The following is a 20,961-nucleotide window of genomic DNA, read 5'->3' as shown; positions in this document are numbered from 1 at the left end:
ATCTCCCAACATCGCCCCCGGCTCATCGGCAGGGAAGATGAATCCCCGCCCCCACAGGGATAACGGGAAAAAGCCCACTACCCGCGCCCCAACAATATCCTCATTGACCTTCGCGCCGACCGCGCATAGCAGGGCGCCGATTGTCTCCCTACCAAGAGTGCTGACCCATGACCTATGTCGTGACCGATAACTGCATCCGCTGCAAATATATGGATTGCGTCGAGGTTTGCCCCGTGGACTGTTTCTACGAGGGCGAGAACATGCTGGTCATCAATCCGAACGAGTGCATCGACTGCGGCGTGTGCGAACCGGAATGCCCTGCCGAGGCGATTCTGCCCGATACGGAGAACGGCCTGGAAAAATGGCTGGAGCTGAACACGAAATTCTCCGCCGAATGGCCCAACATCACCGTCAAGGGTGAAGCCCCCGCCGACGCCGACGAGATGAAGGGCATCGAAAACAAGCTGGAGAAATTCTTCTCGCCGGAGCCCGGCGCGGGCAGCTGAAGCGCCGCGCCGCAAGGCTGTCGCGAACCGCCGCCGGCATCCTCATGAAGACTAGCTGTTGCGTTTAATTTGCACCGCCACTCCCGGATTTTGTGTCCGGGGGTGGCAATTTTGTTACGAATCTGCTAAATAGGCGCCAACAGGTGGACATGGTCGCGTCCACTACGGAGACAAATGCCTGATGTTATGATGGTGGCGCCGCGCTTCCCTGGCTCGTGCACCTTTTCGCACCTGCAACGCGAATGCCACCGCTCCCCCGAAGACATGGAAAGGTTTCAAATGGCTGCCAAGGCGCTGTCCTTTGACGTAGGTGATTATGTTGTTTACCCCAAGCATGGCGTTGGCCGCGTCATAGAACTGCAGAAGGAGCAGATTGCGGGCATGGAGCTGGAACTCTATGTCCTGCGCTTCGAAAAGGAGCGGATGACGCTCCGCGTGCCCACGAACAAGGCCGAGGGCGTCGGCATGCGCAAGCTGTCCTCCAACAAGACGCTGGAGGAAGCGGTCGAAACCCTGAAGGGCAAGCCCAAGGTGAAGCGCACCATGTGGTCGCGCCGCGCGCAGGAATATGAAGCGAAGATCAATTCGGGCGATCTGGTGTCGATCGCCGAAGTGACCCGCGACCTGTTCCGCGCCGACGATCAGCCGGAACAGAGCTATTCCGAACGGCAGATCTTTGAAGCCGCGTCCAGCCGCCTCGCCCGCGAACTCGCGGCGATGGAGGAAACGGACGAACCGAGCGCGCTCAAGAAGATCCTGCGCATCCTCAACGAAGCCGCACCCCGGCATGCGAAGGTGGAAGGCTGACGACATCCGGCTGAGCCGACAACGGCAGGCCAGAATTAAGGGCGCCCCGAACAGGGCGCCCTTTTTTTGCAATCCAACCGGACGAACGGCGGGAGACCGCCGGTGCGGCGCCGGGCCTATTCGCCCTTCGCAGCGCCCGCCGCGTCCTTCGCCGCATCTCCGACATCGCTCGCCGCCTGGCCGACCTGCGTGGCCGCGCTCTCGACTGCGCTGTCCTTCCGGCTCTGGCTGCTGATCAGGAAGAAGGCGGCAATCGCCACGACCACGACCAGCAGGAGAACCGCCACCATGGTTCCGCCGCCGCCACGCTTCTCGATGATCGTGGTCGTCGCCGGACGATCCTGATAATCCGCCATAGAAATCCTCCTCGTCTTCACGCCACCCGGCGGCATAAATGCGCAAGCGAGCGGGCGGGTTCCTGACCGGATCAGCGGCAATAGCCCTCCCGGCCCGGCAGCACGATCAGGCAATCCTGCCGGCCGGCAAGATCCTTGAACCCGGTTTCCGCGCCCGTGCCCGGACGAATGCTCAGGTCCCTGCCGTCGCGCACGAAGCGGATCGTCGCCCCTTCGGCCACGCCGGGATAGTCTCCCTGCCGGTCCAGATTGTCCTGATTGGCGATGGCATAATGTCCGGGCCGGCCATCGGGCGACGGCTGGATGTCCAGGAACAGCCCCTCCGGCCCATTCCACCGCCCGACCCACTCGTCGGTGGGCAGGCCCGCCGCCCCGTTGGCGGCGGCATTGACGGCATCGGGCTCGGCAATCGCCTCCACATCGGCCGGCTGCGCGGCATTGTTCGCGGCCCCGCCCTCGTCGGCGCTCCTGGCGCAACCGGAAGTTAGCGCTCCCATCGCCATCAGCGGGAGAATCAGGCCCAGATTGCGACGATTCATCCATCTTTCTCCTTGCAATTGACCCGATAAACCGCTGAACGCGGGGCTTCGATCCATTTCCCGACAGGGGGCGGAGCCGCTTGCCAGCGGCTGCGGCGGGAAGGCAGGATCATGGGCGGGGAAAAGAGATGGAGAACAAGGTTGAGGGGCGCCCGGAAAGGGCGCGGTTCGTTCGCGAATCCGCCGATGTCCGGCGGCAGGCCCTGATCGAGGCGACGGCGCGCTGTCTTTCGGAAAAGGGCGGGGCGGCACCTCCGTCCGCGCGATCTGCGCCTATGCCGGCGTTTCGGCCGGTTTGCTCACCCATTATTTCGACGGCGTCGACGCGCTGATCCTGGCCACCTATCGCGATGTCGGTGAAAAGGTCGCCGCCGCCATGGAACGCGCCGTGGCGGAGGCCGGCTCCTGCCCCCGCGCACGGCTCTGGGCCTATCTGCGCTCCAACTTCCAGCCGCCCGTGCTGGACCCCGATCTGCTGGCGACCTGGATTTCCTTCTGGAGCCTCAACAAGACCAATCCCGCCATCGCCGCCACCCATGCCGAAACCTATGGCGGCGGGCGCGAACGCATGGAGGTGCTGCTGCGCGAGGCGGCGCCCCAGATTCCCCGTCCCGACGCGCGCATCGCCGCCATCGGGCTTACCGCGATGATCGACGGCCTGTGGCTGGAACTGTGCCTCGACTCCTCCACCTTCACCATAGAGGAAGCGCTGGGCATGCTGGAGGAGGCGATGAACTACGTCCTGCAAAAGCCGAGAAACGGCTAGATCGATTAATGAAGCTGGCGGTGATCGTTTTTATCAATCAACCTTGTCGATAAAACCAATTTCACGGCGCCCTGCGCTTTCCCTACATGGGTCGGGCAACAGCAACCCCCTAAAAAGGAACTGGAAAGCCCATGGCGCTTATCAACACGACCATCAAGCCGTTCAAGGCCACCGCTTACAAGGAAGGCAAGTTCGTCGACGTGACCGACGCCGACGTGAAGGGCAAGTGGGCCGTCTTCTTCTTCTACCCCGCCGACTTCACCTTCGTCTGCCCGACGGAGCTGGAGGATCTGGCCGACATCTACCCGACGCTGCAGAAGCTGAACGTAGAGGTGTACTCGGTGTCGACCGACACGCATTTCAGCCACAAGGCCTGGCACGACACCTCGCCGGCCATCGGCAAGATCAACTATTATATGCTGGGCGACCAGTCGGGCCAGATCACCAATAATTTCGACGTGATGCGCCCGGGCGTGGGCCTTGCCGACCGCGCGACCTTCCTGGTCGATCCCGAAGGCGTGATCCAGTTCATGGAAATCACCTCGGAAGGCGTCGGCCGCAACGCGACCGAACTGCTCCGCAAGGTCAAGGCCGCGCAATATGTCGCCGCCAATCCCGGCGAAGTCTGCCCGGCCAAGTGGGAAGAAGGCGAAGCGACCCTTGCTCCGTCGCTCGACCTGGTCGGCAAGATCTGAAGACCTGAAAGGGCGTCTGCCGGATCGGGTCGAGTTCCTCCCTGATCCGGCAGCGCCTCTGCATGCCGCGTGCTCCTGCCTTCGCAGGAGCACGACGAAGTCAAATCGCATCATCGCAAACACCGCCGGACCTTCGGGTCGCACCGTTCCGGCGAACATGTAGCCGCGCCCCGGATAGGCGCGCCCAACCCAAGGAGACCGAAGATGTTGGACGCAAATCTGAAGGCCCAGCTCAAGGCCTATATGGCGAACATCACCCAGCCGATCGAGCTGGTCGCATCGCTGGACGACAGCCCCAAGAGCCGCGAACTCAAGACGCTGCTGGATGAGATCGCCGAACTGTCGGACAAGGTGACGATCGCCGCCGGTAACGCCAGCCGCGTCCCCAGCTTCATGATCCGCCGCACCGGCACGGACATCGGCGTCACCTTCGCCGGCCTGCCCATGGGGCATGAATTCACCTCGCTCGTGCTGGCGCTGCTCCAGGTCGGCGGCCATCCGTCGAAGGCGGCGCAGGACCTGATCCAGCAGATCAGGGATATTGACGGCGACTTCGCCTTCGAAACCTATTTCTCGCTCTCCTGCCAGAACTGCCCCGACGTGGTGCAGGCGCTGAACCTGATGAGCGTGCTCAACCCGCGCATCAGCCACACCGCCATCGACGGCGCGCTGTTCAAGGAAGAGGTCGACGCGCGCAAGGTCATGGCCGTCCCCACCGTCTTCCTGAACGGCGAACCCTTCGCCAGCGGCCGCATGGAGCTGGAGCAGATCGTCGCCAGGATCGACAGCGGCGCGGCGGCCCGCGCGGCGGAGAAGATCAAGGCCCAGGACCCGTTCGAGGTGCTGGTGGTGGGCGGCGGCCCCGCCGGCGCGGCGGCGGCCATCTACGCGGCGCGCAAGGGCATCCGCACCGGCGTCGCGGCGGAACGCTTCGGCGGCCAGGTGCTCGACACCATGGACATAGAGAATTTCATCTCGGTCAGCCGCACCGAAGGGCCCAAGCTCGCCTCCGCGCTGGAAGCGCATGTGAAGGACTATGATGTCGAGATCATGAACCTCCAGAAGGCGGCGAAACTGATCCCGGCCAGGGCCGAAGGCGGCTATCACGAAGTCGTCCTCGAAAATGGCGCGTCGCTCAAGGGCCGCACCGTCATCCTCTCCACCGGCGCCCGCTGGCGGCAGATGGGCGTGCCCGGCGAGGATGAATATCGCAACAAGGGCGTCGCCTACTGCCCCCATTGCGACGGTCCGCTGTTCAAGGGCAAGCGCGTCGCGGTGATCGGCGGCGGCAACAGCGGCGTGGAGGCGGCGATCGACCTCGCCGGCATCGTCGCCCATGTGACGCTGATCGAATATGACAGCCAGCTCCGCGCCGACGCCGTGCTCCAGCGCAAGCTCGCCAGCCTGCCCAATGTCAGGATCATCACCTCGGCCCTGACGACCAGGGTCGACGGCAATGGCGAGAAAGTGACCGGCCTCAGCTACAAGGACCGCAACGGCGGCACGGAGCATGATGTCGAGCTGGAGGGCATTTTCGTCCAGATCGGCCTCGTCCCCAACACCGAATGGCTGAAGGACGCGATCGCCCTCTCCCCGCGCGGAGAGATAGAGATCGACGCGCGCGGCGAAACCAGCCAGCCGGGCATCTTCGCGGCAGGCGACTGCACGACCGTGCCCTATAAGCAGATCGTGATCGCCATGGGAGCCGGATCGACGGCGGCGCTGTCCGCCTTCGACTATCTCATCCGCCTCCCCGCGACGGAGGAAACCGCGGAAGCGGCCTGATCGGAATGCCGGAAAACAGGAAGGCGGCGGGATCTAGCAGGAACCCGCCGCCTTCCTGCCCCGTCCGAAGGGCCCCTAACGCCGCATCAACCTCAGCCGGAATATCCCCGGATCGACCTCCAGCATCGGCGCGCCCGCTCCCACCCCCGCATCGTCGCGCTGCGCCAGCACGACCGGCGCCTGCGGCGTGAAGGTGGCGACCGCGCTCCCCGGATCGCCCACCACCAACGCATCCACCATCAGCGCGGGGCTCAGCCGGTCCGACGTCACGCTGACCAGCGTGCCGATCTGCGTCATCCCGAACAGCTTGCGGGCGAAGGCCTGGGGCAGGCGAATGCACCCATGGCTCGCCGGATAGCCGGGATTATGCCCGGCATGCAGCGCGATCCCGTCCCAGGTCAGCCGCTGCATGAAGGGCATGGGCGCGTTGGAATAGAGGTTCGACCGATGCCATTCCCGCTTCTGCAACACCGGAAACTCGCCGGTGGGCGTGCGATGCCCCTTCATGCCGGTCGACACGCTGGCGACCCCGACCAGCCGGTCGCCGTCATAGACATGCACCCTCTGCCGCTCGATGCTGATGACCAGATAGAGCGGCCCGGCAAAGGGCCCCTCCTCCAGCCAGCGATAGCCCCCCGGCCCCAGCGCCTCCTGCGCCCCGGCCGGCGGCGCCACCGCACAGGTCAGCAACAGCAGGAAGGTCAGAAAGGCGCGCATAAACACCTTCTTAACCATAAGACGGCGCAGCGCCAGCCCCCGGCGGACTCGCATCGGTATCGGATCGGGACGGTCGCCGCCCCGGCGCGTCCCTAAAGCAGGCTCAACTGCGCGACCGGCGCAAAGCTCCTGCGGTGCAGCGGCGTCGGCCCATGCTCGCGCAGCGCGGCCAGATGCCGGGCGCTGCCATAGCCCTTGTTGCTTTCCCAGCCATAATGCGGGTGCGCCGCCGCCGCCTCAATCATCATCCGGTCGCGCGCCTCCTTCGCCAATATGGATGCCGCCGCGATGGACAGGCATTTGGCGTCGCCCTCGACCACCGCCGTCGACGCCCAGCGCCATTGCGGACAGCGATTGCCATCCACCAGCACATGCGCGCAGTCATGGGTCAGCGCCTCCACCGCCCGCGTCATCGCCAGCATCGTCGCCCAGAGGATGTTGAGGCTGTCGATCTCCTCGACCGAAGCGACCCCCAGGCCCCAGCACAGCGCCCGCGCCTTGATCTCCCCCTCCAGCACGGCCCGCTTCGCCGCGCTGAGCTGCTTGCTGTCGTTGAGCCCGTCCGGGCAATCCTCCCGCCGCAGGATCACCGCAGCCGCCACCACCGGCCCGGCCAGCGGCCCCCGCCCGGCCTCGTCCACCCCGGCGACCAGCCCCGGATGATGCCGCAATTCATGGGCGAAATCAGGCATGGTCATGAAATCCGAACGGCGCGCCCATCGGCCCATGTCCGCCGCCAAGGCCGGGCGCCAGCGCCAGCGCCTCCCGCACATATTTGCGCGCCCGCTCGATCGCGTCGATCATGTCCCATCCCTGCCCCAGCCCGGTCGCGATCGCGCTGGCCAGCGTGCAGCCCGTGCCATGGCTGTGCCGCGTGTCGATCCGCGCATTGCTCCAGGCCTTCACCACGCCGCCCGGCCCGATCAGCCGGTCGGTCAGCATCGGCCCCTCGCCATGGCCGCCCTTGGCCAGCACATGCGTCGCGAAGCGGACCGCGATCTCCTCCCCGCCCAGCGCGTCCAGCTCCGGAATATTGGGCGTCACCAGCGCCGCCAGCGCCATCAGCCGCTCGAACGCCGCCACCGTCGCCTCATCGGCCAGCGCCGAACCGCTGGTCGCCACCATCACCGGATCGAAGACGATGGGCACGCCTTCCAGCGCCGCCAGCCGCTCGGCCACCGCCGCCGCCGTCTCCGCCGATCCGATCATGCCGATCTTCACCGCGTCGACCCCGATGTCGCCGATCACGCTTTCCATCTGCGCGATCACCATGTCGGCCGGCACCGGATGGACGCCCTGCACGCCCAGCGTGTTCTGCGCGGTGATCGCGGTGATCGCCGTCATGGCATGGCCGCCCAACAGCGTCACGGTGCGGATGTCGGCCTGGATGCCGGCACCGCCGCCGCTGTCGGACCCGGCGACGATCAGGATGCGGGCGATGCTCATCCCCCGAAACGCCGCTCCGCCGAAGCCGGATGCCGCTTCAACGCATCCCCCACCCGCGTCGGCCGGTCCATCAACTCCCCGCCGCAATTGGGGCAGCGGTCGTCCAGCGCCTCCGCGCAGGGCGCGCAAAAGCTGCATTCGAAGGAACAGATGAACGCCCCCGGCTGGTCGGCGGGCAGATCGACGCCGCAGCGTTCGCAATCGGGCCGCATCTCAAGCATGGACGATCGCCCTCCGTCCGTCGTTCGCGCGCAGGCGGGAACCCATCTCCCGCCGCCTCCCCCGGCCCGGACGCGCTGGAAAGGCAGCGCCATATCGGCAAGGACAACCGCAACGCAACGCCGTCACGCCGCCGCCTTCGCCACGGCGTCGCAGATGCGCTCCACCACGTCCCTGACCTGCTCCTCGCGGTCGCCTTCCGCCATCACCCGGATCACCGGCTCCGTGCCGGACGGACGGATCACCAGCCGCCCGCACCCGTTCAGCTCCGCCTCCGCCTGCGCGATCACCTTCCGCACATCCTCATGCTCCAGCGGCCTGCCGCCGGAAAAGCGCACATTCTTCAGCAATTGCGGCACCGGATCGAACTGGTGCAGCACCTCGCTCGCCGGCTTGCCGGACCGCACCAGCGCCGCCAGCACCTGCAGCGCCGCCATCGTGCCGTCGCCGGTCGTCGCATAGTCGGACAGGATCATGTGCCCCGACTGCTCGCCCCCGACATTGAAGCCGCCCTCGCGCATCCGCTCCAGCACATAACGGTCGCCCACCTTGGTCCGCTCCAGCGCCATGCCCTGCCCGGCCAGAAACCGCTCCAGCCCCAGGTTCGACATCACCGTCGCCACCAGCCCGCCGCCGCGCAGCATCCCCGCCTTCGCGAAATTGCCCGCGATCAGGGCCATGATCTGGTCGCCGTCGACGATCGCGCCATGCTCGTCCACCACGATCAGCCGGTCGGCATCGCCGTCCAGCGCGATGCCGATGTCGGCGCCCGACGACACCACCGTTTCCTGCAACAGCAGCGGCGCGGTCGATCCGCACTGGTCGTTGATGTTGATGCCGTTGGGCGTGACGCCGATCGCCACCACCTCCGCCCCCAATTCCCACAGGGCGGAAGGGGCGACCTGATAGGCCGCGCCATTGGCGCAATCGACCACGATCTTCAGCCCGTCCAGCCGCAGATCGGCGGGAAAGCTGGACTTGACCGCATGGATATAGCGGCCGCGCGCATCCTCCACGCGGCGGGCGCGGCCGATGTCCTGCGACGCGGCCAGCGGGATCTGCTGGTCCAGCATCGCCTCGATCTTCAGCTCATCCTCGTCCGACAGCTTGTAGCCGTCCGGGCCGAATAATTTTATGCCATTGTCGAAATAGGGATTGTGGCTGGCCGAAATCATCACGCCCAGGTCGGCGCGCATCGAATGGGCCAGCAACGCCACGGCGGGCGTCGGGATCGGCCCGAACTGTACCACGTCCATGCCGACCGCCGTGAACCCGGCGACCAGCGCATTTTCGACCATATAGCCCGACAGCCGCGTATCCTTGCCGATCACCACGCGATGGCGATGGGTGCCGCGCTGGAAATGCTTGCCCGCCGCCATGCCGACCTTCATCGCCAGTTCGGCGGTCATCGGCCATTGGTTGGTGCGCCCGCGAATGCCGTCCGTACCGAAATATTTCCTGCTCATCGTCCCTGCCCGCCCCGCGGTGAAGCTCTCATGCTTCCCATAGCAATCTTTGTTCGACTTTCCAGCAAGGACCGGCCATCCCCTTGCGAATGGACGGATTCAATGCAGCGGTCGACGCCCTTTCCGGCGCGGTCTTCATGAAGGTGCCGGTGCTCGGCGCGCAGATCGAGCTGATCGTGCTCTATCTGGCGCTGCCGATGCTGTTCTTCACCCTCTGGCTCGGCTTTCCCAACCTGACCGCGGTGGGCCGGGCGCTCCGCATCCTCAGGGCGCAGCCGCATGCGGGCGAGGCGAAGGGCGACGTCAGCCAGTGGGGCGCGCTGTCGACGGCGCTGTCGGGCACCATCGGCCTCGGCAACATCGCGGGCGTCGCGGTCGCGCTGACGATGGGCGGGCCGGGCGCGATCCTCTGGATGTTCATCATCGGCTGGTTCGCCATGACGGTGAAGATGGCGGAAGTGACGCTGGGCCTCAAATATCGCGTCTTCGACGCGCAGGGCCATGTGCATGGCGGGCCGATGTATGTGCTGAAGGCGGTGGGCGCGGCGCGCGGCTGGCCGAAGATCGGGCTGATATTGGGCGGCTTCTACGCCTTTTTCGCGCTGTTCGGGGCCATCCCCATGGTGCAGGTCAACCAGAGCTTCGCGCAGGTGAAGGTGGTGACCGGCTTCGCCAATGGCTGGGCCTATGGCACGATGCTGGCCGGCGCGGTGGCGCTGGTGACGCTGGGCGGCGCGGCCTGGCTGGGCGAGGTGGCGAAGCGGCTGACGCCGCTCAAGGTCGCGGTCTATCTGATCGGCGTCGCGACCGTGCTGATCCTTCACGCCGCCGCCATTCCGGGCGCGCTGGCGGACATCTGGCACGGCGCATGGAACGGGCAGGCCGCGACCGGCGGCGCGGTGGGCGCCTTCGTCGCGGGCATGCGGCGCGCCGTTTTCGCCAGCGAGGCGGGCGTGGGATCGGCGGTGATGGCGCACAGCCTGGCGCGGGTGCGGCACCCGGTGTCGGAGGGGCTGGTCGCCCTGCTGGAACCGCTGCTCGGCACGATGATCGTCTGCGCGCTGGGCGGGCTGGCGCTGGTCGTGGCGGGCACATGGAATGGCGGGCTGGAGGGGATCGCCATCACCTCCGCCGCCTTCGCGCAGGTTTCGCCCTCCTTCCCCTGGCTGCTGGCGGTGGTCGTGGTGCTGTTCGCCTATTCGACGCTGGTGGCGTGGGGCTTTTACGGGCTTCAGGCCTGGGGCTATCTGTTCGGCAACGGTCCCCGGGCGCAATGGACCTACAAGATCCTCTATATCGTCGCCTTGCCCCCCGCCGCCGCCATCGACCTCGGCCGGGTGGTCGGCATCGTCGACAGCAGCTTCTTCCTGATGGCGATCCCCAATGTCATCGCCCTCTACCTCTGCGCGGGCGAACTGCGACGCGACGTGCGGGCCTATCTCGCCGCGCCCGAAGAGGATTAAAATCGATTTCAGCAAACCGCGCTCCTGCACGGACAAGTTCAAGTCTCGCCAGCCCGCATGATGTGGGAAGGAATCGGACACCCACCTTACCCCTCTCCCTCGAGGGAGAGGGCTGCGCAGACTTGGCAGCTTGCTGCCTAGTCGCAGCTGGGTGAGGGGGTTGCGATCCAACGGATCGCGCGGGCCGCAGGCCCGCTCCCCCTCATCCAACCCCGCCCCGTCTCCTCCGTCGCCAACGCTTCCCATCCTTCCCTCAAGGGAGAAGGAAGGTCTTGAACTTGCCCACACACCCCAGAGCAGATCCCAATCCGACTGCATCGGCTCGACTGCTTCAAGTTTCCGTTTTGTCGCCTTTTCCAAGTCAGCAGATGATTCCATCCGCCCGGAAAGCAAGCCTACCGCCCCATCGCAGCCTCGATCTCCGCGACGGTGCGCGGCACGGCTTCGCTCAGCCGCTGCGAACCGGTCGGCGTGATCAGGTACAGATCCTCGATCCGGATGCCGTAATTGGCGGACTGGACGTACAGCCCCGGCTCCACGGTGATCACCGCGCCCGGCGGCAGCGGCTTCGACATGTCGCCCACATCATGGACGTCCAGCCCGACCAGATGCCCCAGCCCATGGGTGAAGTCGTCCACCCGCCCGGCCTTGCGGAACACGTCCTTCGCCGCCTCGACCAGATCCTCATAATAGACCCCGGCCTTCAGCCTGGCGACGGCCGCCGCCTGCGCGGCGAGGACCAGTTCATAGGATGCCCGCTGTTCGTCGGTGAACCTGCCGCCGGCGGGGAAGGTGCGCGTCACGTCGCAGGCATATCCCCCGACGGAGGCCGCCGCGTCGATCAGGATCAGGTCCTTCTCCCCGATCACCCCGCCGCCGCCGGTATAGTGCAGCGACGCCGCGTTGCGCCCGGTGGCGACGATGCTGTCATAGGCCAGCCCGTCGCCGCCCCCGGCGCGGAAACCATCCTCCAATATCGCCTTCAACTGCCTTTCGGTCATGCCGGGCCGCACCTGCTTCATCGCGGCGAGATGGCCGCGCGCCGTCGCCGCCATCGCCTTGCGCATCAGCTCCAGTTCGCGCGCCTCCTTGACGATGCGCAGCGCGGGCAGAAGGCCGCTGTCGTCCTTCAGGGATACGCCCGGCACCCGCTGCATCACCTTGCCGTAAAGCTCCAGCGCCCTGGGCACGGGCGCGGACGCGCTGACGATCGGCCCCAGGAAATGCAGGGTCTTGGACCGCTCGGTCAAAGCGGTGACAAGGCTCCCCAGCCCGCCGGTGCGCGCCACCCGGGAAAAGCCCGTGCGCCGCTCCACTTCGGTGCCCAGCGGCAGGCGCTCGACCTCCCACCGCTCCGACTCCACATCGCGCGACGGCAGCAGCAGCCATTCCCTGACCGTGCGTTCGGCGGGCGCCATGACAAGCACGGCGTCCGGCTCGTCGACAATGCCGGTGAGCCATGCGAAATCGCCATCCTGCACGAAGGGCGGCGCCACCGCCGCGCTGCTTTCCACCGGCCCCGCGCCATGGACGACGGCGACGCCGTCCTTCAACGCCTCCATCACCCGGCGGCGGCGCTCGCGAAACACATCGGGCGCGAAGGGAACGGTGCCCGAAGGCGTCGCAAAGCCCTGCGGCGGCAGGACCTGCGCCCGCAACCCGGCGGCGCACAGGAACGAAGCCGCCCCGCCCGCGATTATCGACCGTCGATCCCACATGTCCCTGAACTCCCTTGCTGAAAGGATTGGAACAGCAAGAGGCGTATGATGTCAATAATACAGTAAAAGGCCCCGCCAAAAAGGCGAGGCCATTCTATGGAAGCTTCTTGGACTTGGGCTCAGATCTTGTCGCCAAGCGCGCCCTTGACCGAACCCTTGACGTCCTGCGCCGTGCCCTTGGCCTTCTGCGCCTTGCCCTCCGCGACCAGATCGGGATCGCGCTGGTTGCGCCCAGCCGCTTCCTTGATCGCACCGGCCGCCTTGTTGCCGGCCGCCTTCACCTTGTCGGTCATCTCGCCCATCGGTTGTCTCCTTCAGTTGCTGTTGCCCGATAAACGGATGGGCAGAACCGAAAGTTGCCTCCAATACGCAGGCGGAACGGACGGAAGAGGAAACAGGGTGACAGGCGGACTCGGGGGATCGCCCGCTAGAGCCAATCGACATTCAGCCCTGAGGGCCTGCAAATGATGCTTTTCCCTGCTTCCGGTGCTCACCTACCATGAGTAGGCTGCGCTCCGGGTCACGGAAAACCATCATTTTCGGCTCGTCATCTTCTGAATGTCGATTGGCTCTAGTCCGTCTCGGATGGCTTGCGCGCCCGCCGTTCCGCCACGAATTCGCTGATCGCCTGACCGCTGGCGTTCAGCAGCGGATAGGTCCGCGCATCGGACAGCCAATCCGGCCGCCGCGCACCGCTGCCGTAGAAAGTGTCGTAAACCAGGCTGAACGCCAGAAAGACCAGCGTCGCGCCGATCAGCCCCTTGACCGCGCCGAAGCCCGCGCCCAGCACCCGATCGACGGGACCCAGCACCGACTGCCGCGTGCGCCGGCCGATGGCGTGAGCCAGCAGCTTGCCCGCGCCGAAGGTGATGCCGAACACCAAGGCGAAGGCAAGCACCGCCGCGCCGCTGGTGCTGCCGACGAAGGGCGCCGCCAGTTCCGTCGCCGAAGCGTGAAAAAGGCGGATCGCGAAGATCGCCAGCACCCAGGCGATCAGCGACAGGGTTTCCTGCACGAAACCGCGCATCAGGCCGAAAATGGCGCAGCCGCCGATCAGCAGCAGGACGAGAATGTCGATCGCGTTCATCGCGCTGTTGGCTATCCGCGGCCGAGCATCTGGTCAACAAGTTGCGCAAGGGCGCGATAACCGCTGACCGAAATGCCCTTGACCCCATCGGCCACGGCGGCGGGAACGAAAGCGCGGTTGAAACCGAGCTTGGCCGCCTCGCGCAACCGCAACGGGGCATGGGCCACCGGGCGGATTTCGCCGGACAAGGCGATTTCCCCGAACAGGACGACATCGGCGGGCACCGGCCGCTCCGACAGCGCCGACATCAGCGCGGCCGCGACCGCCAGGTCGGCCGCCGGGTCCGACAGGCGATAGCCGCCCGCGACGTTCAGATAGACTTCGCAGGTCGAAAAGCTGAGGCCGCAGCGCGCCTCCAGCACGGCCAGCACCATGGCCAGCCGCCCGCTGTCCCAACCCACGACAGCCCGGCGGGGCGTGGCCCCGCTCGAAAGGCGGACGACCAGCGCCTGGATCTCCACCAGCACCGGGCGCGTCCCTTCCAGCGCCGGAAAGACGGTGGCGCCGGTCACATTCTCGTCGCGATGGGTCAGGAACAGGGCGGACGGATTGGCGACCTCCTCCAGCCCCTCGGCCACCATCGCGAACACGCCGATCTCGTCCGTGCCGCCGAAGCGGTTCTTGATCGCGCGCAGGATGCGATATTGGTGGCTGCGCTCTCCCTCGAAGCTCAGCACCGTATCGACCATATGCTCCAGCACGCGGGGGCCCGCGATGCTGCCGTCCTTGGTCACATGACCGACAAGGATCAGGGCGGTGCCGCGCTGCTTGGCGAAGCGGATCAGTTCCTGGCTGGACGCGCGCACCTGGCTCACCGTGCCGGGCGCGCCCTCGATCAGGTCGCTGTGCATCGTCTGGATCGAATCGATGATCAGCAGCGCGGGCGGCGCGCCCTCCCCCAGCGTCGTCAGTATGTCGCGCACCGAAGTGGCGCTGGCAAGCTGCACGGGCGCATTGCCAAGCCCCAGCCGCTGCGCGCGCAGGCGCACCTGATCCGACGCTTCCTCGCCGCTGATATAGGCGACGCTGTGCCCGGCCGACGCAATGCGCGCGGCCGCCTGCAACAGCAGGGTCGACTTGCCTATGCCCGGATCGCCGCCGATCAGCGTGGCGGAACCGGACACGATGCCGCCGCCCAGCGCCCGATCGAACTCCGCAATGCCGGTGGTGGTGCGGGGCGGCAGTTCGACCTTGTCGTCCAGCCCCACCAGCGTCAGCGCCCTGCCGCCGCTATGCAGGTCGTGGCGGGCGGAAAAGACCGTTTCGGCCGCTTCCTCGACAATGCTGTTCCATTCGCCGCAATCGTCGCACTGCCCCTGCCACCGGCCCGAGACGGTGCCGCATTGCTGACAGACGAATTTTCGCTTTGCCTTGGCCATCCGGCACGCATATCAGAACATATGCGGAACACAAATCCTCTTTGCATCTTGCCATGGAAACCGGGCGCACTGTGGCGCATTGTTTCGCCATGAAGACCATTCGCGTCGCGAGCTACAATATCCGCAAGGCCATAGGCACCGACCGCCGCCGGGTTCCCGAGCGGGTGATCGACGTGCTGAACGAACTGGACGCCGACATCATCGCCCTGCAGGAGGCCGACCGGCGCTTCGGCGTCCGCTCGGCGGCGCTGCCGCCCTGGCTGCTGGAGAGCATCAGCCCCTATAAGCCGGTGCCGCTCAACGTGCAGGTCGATTCGATGGGCTGGCACGGCAACGCCATATTGGTGCGCAAGGATGTGGAGATCGGCGCGCACGACGTTCTGCACCTCCCCTGCCTGGAGCCGCGCGGCGCGACCATGGCGGAGGTCACGTTGGGCAAGACGCATCTTCGCATCTTCGGCATGCATCTGGACCTGTCCGGGCTCTGGCGGCGCAAGCAGGCCGCCGCCGTGATCCACGCGGCAGGGCAGCGCGACGCCATGCCGACGGTGCTGATGGGCGACCTCAACGAATGGAGCGCGGAACGGGGGTGCCTGGCGGATTTCGCACGGCATTACAGCTTCGCGCCCTGCGGCCGTTCCTTCCATGCGCGACGGCCGGTGGCGCGGCTCGACCGGATCATGCATTGCGGGCAGTTGAAGCTGGTCGATTGCGGCGTGCATGAAAGCGCGGGAGCGCGAAAGGCGTCCGACCATCTGCCCATCTGGGCGGAATTCAAGCTGGGGTGACGGCGAAGCTCCATCATGTTCCTGCGAAGGCGGGAGCACCGAACCCTTTGGGCAAACGCGCCTGTCCATCTGCGCCCCCTCGACAAGCCCCCCTTGCTCTGCAACTCTCAACCCCATGAAAGAGCGGGAACTCAGGCTCGCACTGGTCTGCTATGGTGGGATCAGCCTGGCCGTCTACATGCACGGCATCACCAAGGAGATCTGGCATCTGGCCCGGGCCAGCCGGGCGTTCCATGACGGCGTGCCGTCCGGCAACAGCAGCGAGGCGGTCTATCGCAAGCTGCTGGAGGATCTGGAAACGGCCTGCGGCGTCAAATTGCGGGTGATGCCCGACATCATCGCCGGGGCCAGCGCCGGCGGCATCAACGGCATCTTCCTGGCGCAGGCGATAGAGACTGGCCAGTCGCTGGACCCGCTGACCGATATGTGGCTCGACAATGCCGATGTCGAAAAGCTGCTCGATCCCGATGCCCGCCCCGCCCGGCGGATCACCAAATTCTGGGCGACGCCGCTTGTGTGGATGGCGGCGCGGCATCCGGGAGATACGGTCGAGCGCACCGTCGCCCCCGATACGCGGGAGGAGGTTCGGCACAAGCTGTCGCACTTCATCCGCTCCCGCTGGTTCGAGCCTCCCTTCGGCGGGGAAATCTTCACGGCCATGATCCTGGACGCCTTCGACGCGATGGAGGCGACCGGGCGCGGCCCGGCGCTGCTGCCGCCCGGCCATCCGCTGGACCTGTTCGTCACCGTCACGGATTTCGAAGGGCATCCGCAGAGCCTGAACCTCAACAGCCCCCCACAGGTGGTGGAGACGGAACATCGGCTCTCCATCGGCTTTCGCGCCCGCGGACATGGACAGCGCAACCTTGCCGATCCCGCCGAACTGGTCTTCGCCGCCCGCGCCACGGCCAGCTTTCCCGGCGCCTTTCCGCCCTTCACCGTGCGCGAGCTGGACCGGGTGCTGAAACGCCGCTATCGCGCCTGGCCGACGCGGGACGCCTTTCTGGCGCGCGCCCTTCCCCGCCATGCGGCGCGCGGACGCGCCGAGGACGCGGTGCTGATCGACGGCTCGGTGCTGGCCAACGCCCCGTTCGCCCAGGCCATCGGCGCGCTCAGGAACCGCCCCTCCCGGCGGGAGGTCGACCGGCGCTTCGTCTATATCGATCCCAAGCCCGGCCATCGCTCGATCCAGCTCAACCGCCACGGCGAGGCGGAGGAAGCCTCATCGGGCGAGGATGCGCCGCTGCCGGGCTTCTTCCGCACCATTTTCGGCGCGCTCAGCGACATTCCCCGCGAACAGCCGATCCGCGACAATCTGGACGCCATAGACCGGCACAGCGCCCGCATCCGGCGCATGGCGCGCATATTGACCGCTCTGCGGCCCGGCATAGAGGCGGAGGTCGAAAGCGCCATCGGCGGCATGCTGTTCCTGGATCGCCCGACGCCGGCGCGGCTGTCCGCCTGGCGCAGCAAGGCCCAGCAACGGGCCGCCAGTTCCGCCGGCTTCGCCTTCCCCGCTTACGGCCACCTCAAGCTGTCCGGCATCGTCGAGGACCTGGCCGACCTGCTGTTCCACCTGAGCGGGGAGGAAAGCGCGCTGATGCGCGAAAGCTACCGCCAGGCGCTATGGGGCCATGTCAGGTCGATCGGTGCGGACCAGTTGACGGAGGATGTCGGACCGGCATCCGCCCCGGTCGGCTTCTTCCGCCAGCATGACCTGCCCTTCCGCATTCGCCGCCTGCGCTTCCTCGCCCGGCGTCTGGCCGAAACGCTGGAGGTGGAGGGCGCCGCGGACGACGCCGTCATCCAGAAGATGCACGACGCCATCTACGCCGCCCTGTCGCACTATACCGAATGCGAGGGCGCCGACTTCTACAATGGGGAAATCAAGGCGGCGGCGCGCGAAGTCCCCAATGATCCCGGCGCAGCGCTAGAGGCGGTGGCGCAGCTACGTGGCCTGCGCGAACGGGACGAAGCGGCGGACATGATGCTGGCCGATGCCCTGGCGGCGCTGCCCAGGGCGGCGCGTCGGACCATGCTGCTCGCCTATCTCGGCTTCCCCTTCTACGACATCGCCACCCTGCCGCTGCTGCAAGGGCATGGGATGGACGAATATGATCCGGTCAAGGTCGACCGCATCTCGCCGGAGGATTGCAGCGCGATCCGCTCCGGCGGGGCGGAAGCGACGCTGAAAGGCGTAGAATTCAATAATTTCGGCGCCTTCTTCAGCCGCGCCTATCGGGAGAACGACTATCTGTGGGGGCGGCTTCATGGGGTGGAGCGGCTGCTGGACATCGTGATTTCTGCATGTCCCGCGGCAAGCCGTCTTTCCCAGGAAGCGGTGCATCAATATAGGCGAACCGCTTTCATGGCGATTCTGGATGAGGAGGAGGAGCGGCTGGACCATGCCGCCGACCTGATCGCCAGCTTGAGAGAGGAGATCGGGTGAACGCAGGCAAGACGCTGTTTCCGATGCTGGTGCTGGCACTGGCCGCCGGTTGTTCTCCTGGCTCCGATGGACAGACGAGCGCAAAGGCGGGGGAACGGCCCGGCGAGCCGCGTGACGCCCTCGGTTCCCTCGCGCTACCCGACATGCCTTTGCGCCGGGAAGAGGCGGCGGAGACGCTTCCCGCATCTTCCGCCCTCGCTGCCGCGCCTTCGCGCCCCGGCGGACAAGACGCCCGACGGCAGGCAGACGCCGACCCGACGAGCGCCGTGCCATTGCGGCTGCTGCCGATGAAGCCTTCGGTGGTCAACATCCCGCCGCCCCCCTATGTCCCCGACCTGCCGCCATCGGACGGCGCGGCCGACATCCAGCCCTTTCCCGATGAGGTGACGCGCTACATGGTCGACCGCGACAGTTGCGACCATTTCCGGGGCGAGGAAGCCTATGATCCGGAGCGGCTGGCCTATTTGCAGGACAATATCGCGGCGCTCTGCACCGGCACCGATGCGCGGCTGGCGCTGCTGCGCCACCGCTATGCCCATGTCCCGGCGGTCATCTCGGCGCTCAGCGGCTATGATGACCGGATCGAAGGAAATGCGTCGCAATAGGGCCTTATAAAAGGGCGTCGATCTGGGCGGCGAGTTCGATGTCCCGGCGCGACAGGCCGCCGGCATCATGGGTGGTGAGCAGGATGTCGACGCGGTTGTAGACATTCGACCATTCGGGATGATGATCCGCCTTTTCCGCAAGCAGCGCCACCTGCGTCATGAAGCCGAAGGCGGCGTTGAAATCCTTAAAGGTGAAAAGGCGGCGGATGCCGTCTGGATCCTGCACCGGCGCCCATTCCGGCAGATTCCTCAGCGCCAGCGCGCGTTCCTCCCCATCCAGTTTCGCGATCATTTGTCTTTCCCGTCCCTTGCCCGGCCGATTCCTGGCGGCGTTAACTCATTTTCCCAAGCGTCGGCGGTTTGCAGACGATTCGGAACATGCTTTATGTCTCTCCCATGGACGATGCCGGTCAACAGCCCCGATTTGCGCCGACGCGCGAGGATATAGAAAGCCTGGCGCTGGCGGCCCTGTCGCGCCTGCCGGAACCGTTTCGTTCGCACCTGTCGAATGTCGTGCTGTTTGTCGAGGAATTTGCCGATCCGCAGGTGCTCAAGGAAATGGAGATCGACGATCCCTTCGGCCTGACCGGCCTTTACACCGGCCGGCCCGTCGGGGAAGCGGCGCAAAGCGGAGACCTGCCGCCGACGGTCCATCTTTTCCGCCGCCCGCTGCTGGACGAATGGGTGGAAACCGGCGTGCCGCTCGACATGCTGATCACCCATGTCGTCGTGCATGAGATCGGCCATCATTTCGGCCTGTCCGATCTCGACATGCATGTGCTGGAGGACATGGTCACTTTATGAGCCGGGCGGGATTGCACCTGTCGGGCGTCGCCTGCGCGCGCGGCGGGCGGCTGCTGTTCCGCGGCGTCGACCTGGCGATGGAGCCGGGCGGCAGCGCCTTGCTGAAGGGGCCGAACGGCATCGGCAAGTCCAGCCTGATGCGGATTTGCGCCGGGCTGCTGCGGGCAACGGCGGGGACGGTCGATCGCCATGGCCGGATCGCGCTGGCGGACGAGCGGCTGGCGTTGGACATGGAGCAACCGCTCGAAGCGGCGCTCCGTTTCTGGACGCGGTTGGATGCAGTGGCGTCGGACGCACTGGACGCGGCGATGGCGGCAATGGCGCTGGAGCCCCTCCGCCAGGTGCCGGTGCGCATGCTGTCGACCGGGCAGCGCAAGCGGGCTGCGCTGGCACGGGTGATCGCCAGCGGCGCGCCGATCTGGCTGCTGGACGAGCCGGGCAACGGGCTGGACGAAGCGGCACTGGACCTGCTCGGAACGGCGGTTGCGGGGCATCTGGCCAAGGGCGGGATCGTCGTGGCGGCGTCGCACCAGCCGCTGCCGCTGGCGACGCCGGTGATTGTGGCGATGCAGGACCATGCATGGGCGGAGGAGGAGGCATGACCATCCTCCTGACGCTCGCGGCGCGGGATTTGCGGCAGTCCTGGCAATCCGCCGGGCTGTGGCTGCCGGTCGCCTTCCTGTTGCTGGTGGCCAGCCTCTATCCCTTTGCCGTGGGGCCGGACGCGGCGCTGCTGCAGCGGAGCGGCGGCGGCATGCTGTGGATCGCGGCGTTGCTGGCCAGTCTTTTGCCCGTGGACCGGCTGGTGGCGCCGGATCGGGATGCGGGCGTTCTCGATCAGATAGCCCTGCGCGGGATCGGGGAGGAGACGGTCGTGCTCGCCCGGCTGATCGCCCATTGGCTGGGCTTCGGCCCGGCGCTGATGATCGCCACCCTGCCCGCCGCCGCACTGTTGAAGCTGGACGGGGCGACCATAGGCTTGCTGGAAGCCGGATTGCTGATCGGCACGCCCGCCCTTGCGGCGCTGGGGCTGCTGGTGGCGACGCTGACGGCAGGCCTGCGCTCCAGCGGGGCGCTCGCCGGACTACTGGCCCTGCCGCTCGCCGTGCCGCTGCTGATCTTCGGCGCCGGGACGCTGGGGGACGGAAGCGGCGCAGCGCTCAAGTTCCTGGGCGCAGCGTCCCTGCTGCTGGTCGCGATCACCCCCTTTGCCGGCGGCGCGGCAATCCGCGCCGGGCGGGAGTGAAAGACGGGTTGGGTGGTTTCTTGCCATTAAGCCCCTCCCCTTCAGGGGAGGGGTTGGGGTGGGGGCGTGCCTTTACAGGTCAACTTTTCCCGTGGGGCACGCCCCCACCCCTCAGTCCCC

General features: G+C 66.6%; 23 protein-coding genes and 1 pseudogene. 12 read left to right on the top strand and 12 right to left on the bottom strand.

What is annotated here, in order from left to right; all coding sequences use genetic code 11:
* The first annotated feature begins 167 nt into the window (after positions 1 to 167).
* Together fdxA and H5V43_RS00395 are read left to right on the top strand one after the other, a co-directional pair.
* Entirely contained in the window at positions 168 to 506 is a 339-nt protein-coding gene (gene fdxA, locus H5V43_RS00400; RefSeq protein ID WP_025551122.1) for a ferredoxin FdxA, read from the top strand.
* 279 nt (positions 507 to 785) lie between these two features.
* Positions 786 to 1,313 (top strand): CarD family transcriptional regulator, encoded by a 528-nt coding sequence (locus H5V43_RS00395; RefSeq protein ID WP_025551124.1) that lies wholly within the window; start codon positions 786 to 788, stop codon positions 1,311 to 1,313.
* Positions 1,314 to 1,429: 116 nt separating this feature from the next.
* Here H5V43_RS00395 and H5V43_RS00390 read toward each other — a convergent pair whose 3' ends face one another.
* Together H5V43_RS00390 and H5V43_RS00385 are read right to left on the bottom strand one after the other, a co-directional pair.
* A complete protein-coding gene (locus tag H5V43_RS00390; RefSeq protein ID WP_025551125.1) occupies positions 1,430 to 1,669 on the bottom strand; it encodes a hypothetical protein in 240 nt (79 codons plus the stop codon).
* A gap of 71 nt (positions 1,670 to 1,740) precedes the next feature.
* Positions 1,741 to 2,208 (bottom strand): hypothetical protein, encoded by a 468-nt coding sequence (locus H5V43_RS00385; RefSeq protein ID WP_025551127.1) that lies wholly within the window; start codon positions 2,206 to 2,208, stop codon positions 1,741 to 1,743.
* A 128-nt stretch (positions 2,209 to 2,336) separates the two neighbouring features.
* Here H5V43_RS00385 and betI point away from each other — a divergent pair.
* The 3 genes and pseudogenes from betI (at position 2,337) to ahpF (ending at position 5,454) form a co-directional block, all read left to right on the top strand.
* Positions 2,337 to 2,974 (top strand): annotated as a pseudogene (betI, locus tag H5V43_RS00380) (transcriptional regulator BetI).
* A gap of 131 nt (positions 2,975 to 3,105) precedes the next feature.
* On the top strand, positions 3,106 to 3,669 hold the full coding sequence (gene ahpC, locus H5V43_RS00375; protein ID WP_013040906.1) for an alkyl hydroperoxide reductase subunit C: 564 nt from the start codon (positions 3,106 to 3,108) through the stop codon (positions 3,667 to 3,669).
* Positions 3,670 to 3,873: 204 nt separating this feature from the next.
* Positions 3,874 to 5,454 carry an alkyl hydroperoxide reductase subunit F gene (ahpF, locus tag H5V43_RS00370; protein ID WP_025551129.1) on the top strand — a complete coding sequence of 527 codons (1,581 nt, stop codon included), beginning with the start codon at positions 3,874 to 3,876 and terminating at the stop codon, positions 5,452 to 5,454.
* Between the two features lie 75 nt (positions 5,455 to 5,529).
* On the opposite strand, the gene H5V43_RS00365 is transcribed toward ahpF, so the two are convergent.
* From H5V43_RS00365 to glmM, 5 genes are all read right to left on the bottom strand, one after another.
* Positions 5,530 to 6,171 carry a L,D-transpeptidase family protein gene (locus H5V43_RS00365; RefSeq protein ID WP_200887657.1) on the bottom strand — a complete coding sequence of 214 codons (642 nt, stop codon included), beginning with the start codon at positions 6,169 to 6,171 and terminating at the stop codon, positions 5,530 to 5,532.
* A gap of 92 nt (positions 6,172 to 6,263) precedes the next feature.
* Entirely contained in the window at positions 6,264 to 6,863 is a 600-nt protein-coding gene (locus H5V43_RS00360) for a ribonuclease HII (RefSeq protein ID WP_025551133.1), read from the bottom strand.
* On the bottom strand, positions 6,856 to 7,617 hold the full coding sequence (gene thiD / locus H5V43_RS00355; RefSeq protein ID WP_025551135.1) for a bifunctional hydroxymethylpyrimidine kinase/phosphomethylpyrimidine kinase: 762 nt from the start codon (positions 7,615 to 7,617) through the stop codon (positions 6,856 to 6,858). The genes H5V43_RS00360 and thiD overlap by 8 nt, the downstream gene beginning before the upstream one ends.
* Positions 7,614 to 7,838, bottom strand: coding sequence for a DUF1272 domain-containing protein (locus H5V43_RS00350; protein WP_025551137.1), 225 nt, complete (start codon positions 7,836 to 7,838; stop codon positions 7,614 to 7,616). The genes thiD and H5V43_RS00350 overlap by 4 nt, the downstream gene beginning before the upstream one ends.
* Before the next feature lie 123 nt (positions 7,839 to 7,961).
* Positions 7,962 to 9,302 carry a phosphoglucosamine mutase gene (glmM, locus tag H5V43_RS00345; protein ID WP_025551139.1) on the bottom strand — a complete coding sequence of 447 codons (1,341 nt, stop codon included), beginning with the start codon at positions 9,300 to 9,302 and terminating at the stop codon, positions 7,962 to 7,964.
* An 89-nt stretch (positions 9,303 to 9,391) separates the two neighbouring features.
* On the opposite strand from glmM, the gene H5V43_RS00340 reads away from it, so the two are divergent.
* Positions 9,392 to 10,765 carry an alanine/glycine:cation symporter family protein gene (locus H5V43_RS00340; RefSeq protein ID WP_025551141.1) on the top strand — a complete coding sequence of 458 codons (1,374 nt, stop codon included), beginning with the start codon at positions 9,392 to 9,394 and terminating at the stop codon, positions 10,763 to 10,765.
* A 395-nt stretch (positions 10,766 to 11,160) separates the two neighbouring features.
* Here H5V43_RS00340 and H5V43_RS00335 read toward each other — a convergent pair whose 3' ends face one another.
* The 4 genes from H5V43_RS00335 to radA all read right to left on the bottom strand — a co-directional run bounded on the left by H5V43_RS00335 (position 11,161) and on the right by radA (position 14,949).
* Complete coding sequence (locus H5V43_RS00335; protein WP_025551143.1) at positions 11,161 to 12,483, bottom strand: aminopeptidase P family protein; 1,323 nt, start codon at positions 12,481 to 12,483, stop codon at positions 11,161 to 11,163.
* A 119-nt stretch (positions 12,484 to 12,602) separates the two neighbouring features.
* Positions 12,603 to 12,785 carry a general stress protein CsbD gene (locus H5V43_RS00330; protein ID WP_025551144.1) on the bottom strand — a complete coding sequence of 61 codons (183 nt, stop codon included), beginning with the start codon at positions 12,783 to 12,785 and terminating at the stop codon, positions 12,603 to 12,605.
* 269 nt (positions 12,786 to 13,054) lie between these two features.
* Entirely contained in the window at positions 13,055 to 13,570 is a 516-nt protein-coding gene (locus H5V43_RS00325) for a CvpA family protein (protein WP_044661661.1), read from the bottom strand.
* Positions 13,571 to 13,581: 11 nt separating this feature from the next.
* Positions 13,582 to 14,949, bottom strand: a complete 1,368-nt coding sequence (radA, locus tag H5V43_RS00320; protein WP_044661660.1) for a DNA repair protein RadA — start codon at positions 14,947 to 14,949, stop codon at positions 13,582 to 13,584.
* A gap of 89 nt (positions 14,950 to 15,038) precedes the next feature.
* Between radA and H5V43_RS00315 the strand changes: the two genes are divergently transcribed.
* The 3 genes from H5V43_RS00315 to H5V43_RS00305 all read left to right on the top strand — a co-directional run bounded on the left by H5V43_RS00315 (position 15,039) and on the right by H5V43_RS00305 (position 18,791).
* The gene (locus H5V43_RS00315; RefSeq protein WP_171009986.1) at positions 15,039 to 15,737 is read left to right on the top strand and encodes an endonuclease/exonuclease/phosphatase family protein; all 699 of its coding nucleotides are present in this window, start codon (positions 15,039 to 15,041) and stop codon (positions 15,735 to 15,737) included.
* Positions 15,738 to 15,852: 115 nt separating this feature from the next.
* Positions 15,853 to 18,186 (top strand): patatin-like protein, encoded by a 2,334-nt coding sequence (locus tag H5V43_RS00310; protein WP_099186204.1) that lies wholly within the window; start codon positions 15,853 to 15,855, stop codon positions 18,184 to 18,186.
* Positions 18,183 to 18,791, top strand: coding sequence for a hypothetical protein (locus H5V43_RS00305; protein ID WP_099186205.1), 609 nt, complete (start codon positions 18,183 to 18,185; stop codon positions 18,789 to 18,791). Before H5V43_RS00310 ends, H5V43_RS00305 begins: the two co-directional genes overlap by 4 nt.
* Positions 18,792 to 18,795: 4 nt before the next feature.
* On the opposite strand, the gene H5V43_RS00300 is transcribed toward H5V43_RS00305, so the two are convergent.
* Positions 18,796 to 19,083 carry a 4a-hydroxytetrahydrobiopterin dehydratase gene (locus tag H5V43_RS00300; protein ID WP_099186206.1) on the bottom strand — a complete coding sequence of 96 codons (288 nt, stop codon included), beginning with the start codon at positions 19,081 to 19,083 and terminating at the stop codon, positions 18,796 to 18,798.
* Between the two features lie 86 nt (positions 19,084 to 19,169).
* Here H5V43_RS00300 and H5V43_RS00295 point away from each other — a divergent pair, with 86 nt between their 5' ends.
* From H5V43_RS00295 to H5V43_RS00285, 3 genes are read left to right on the top strand one after another with little or no spacing between them, the layout of a single operon-like run.
* Positions 19,170 to 19,595, top strand: coding sequence for a metallopeptidase family protein (locus H5V43_RS00295; protein ID WP_044663047.1), 426 nt, complete (start codon positions 19,170 to 19,172; stop codon positions 19,593 to 19,595).
* Positions 19,592 to 20,197, top strand: a complete 606-nt coding sequence (ccmA, locus tag H5V43_RS00290; protein WP_061940251.1) for a heme ABC exporter ATP-binding protein CcmA — start codon at positions 19,592 to 19,594, stop codon at positions 20,195 to 20,197. The genes H5V43_RS00295 and ccmA overlap by 4 nt, the downstream gene beginning before the upstream one ends.
* Positions 20,194 to 20,841, top strand: coding sequence for a heme exporter protein CcmB (locus H5V43_RS00285; protein WP_048577144.1), 648 nt, complete (start codon positions 20,194 to 20,196; stop codon positions 20,839 to 20,841). The genes ccmA and H5V43_RS00285 overlap by 4 nt, the downstream gene beginning before the upstream one ends.
* Positions 20,842 to 20,961: the final 120 nt, after the last annotated feature.

This window comes from Sphingobium fuliginis (assembly GCF_015074805.1).
Classification (GTDB): Bacteria; Pseudomonadota; Alphaproteobacteria; order Sphingomonadales; family Sphingomonadaceae; genus Sphingobium; species Sphingobium fuliginis.
This window is presented reverse-complemented; position numbering and strand designations above follow the sequence as displayed.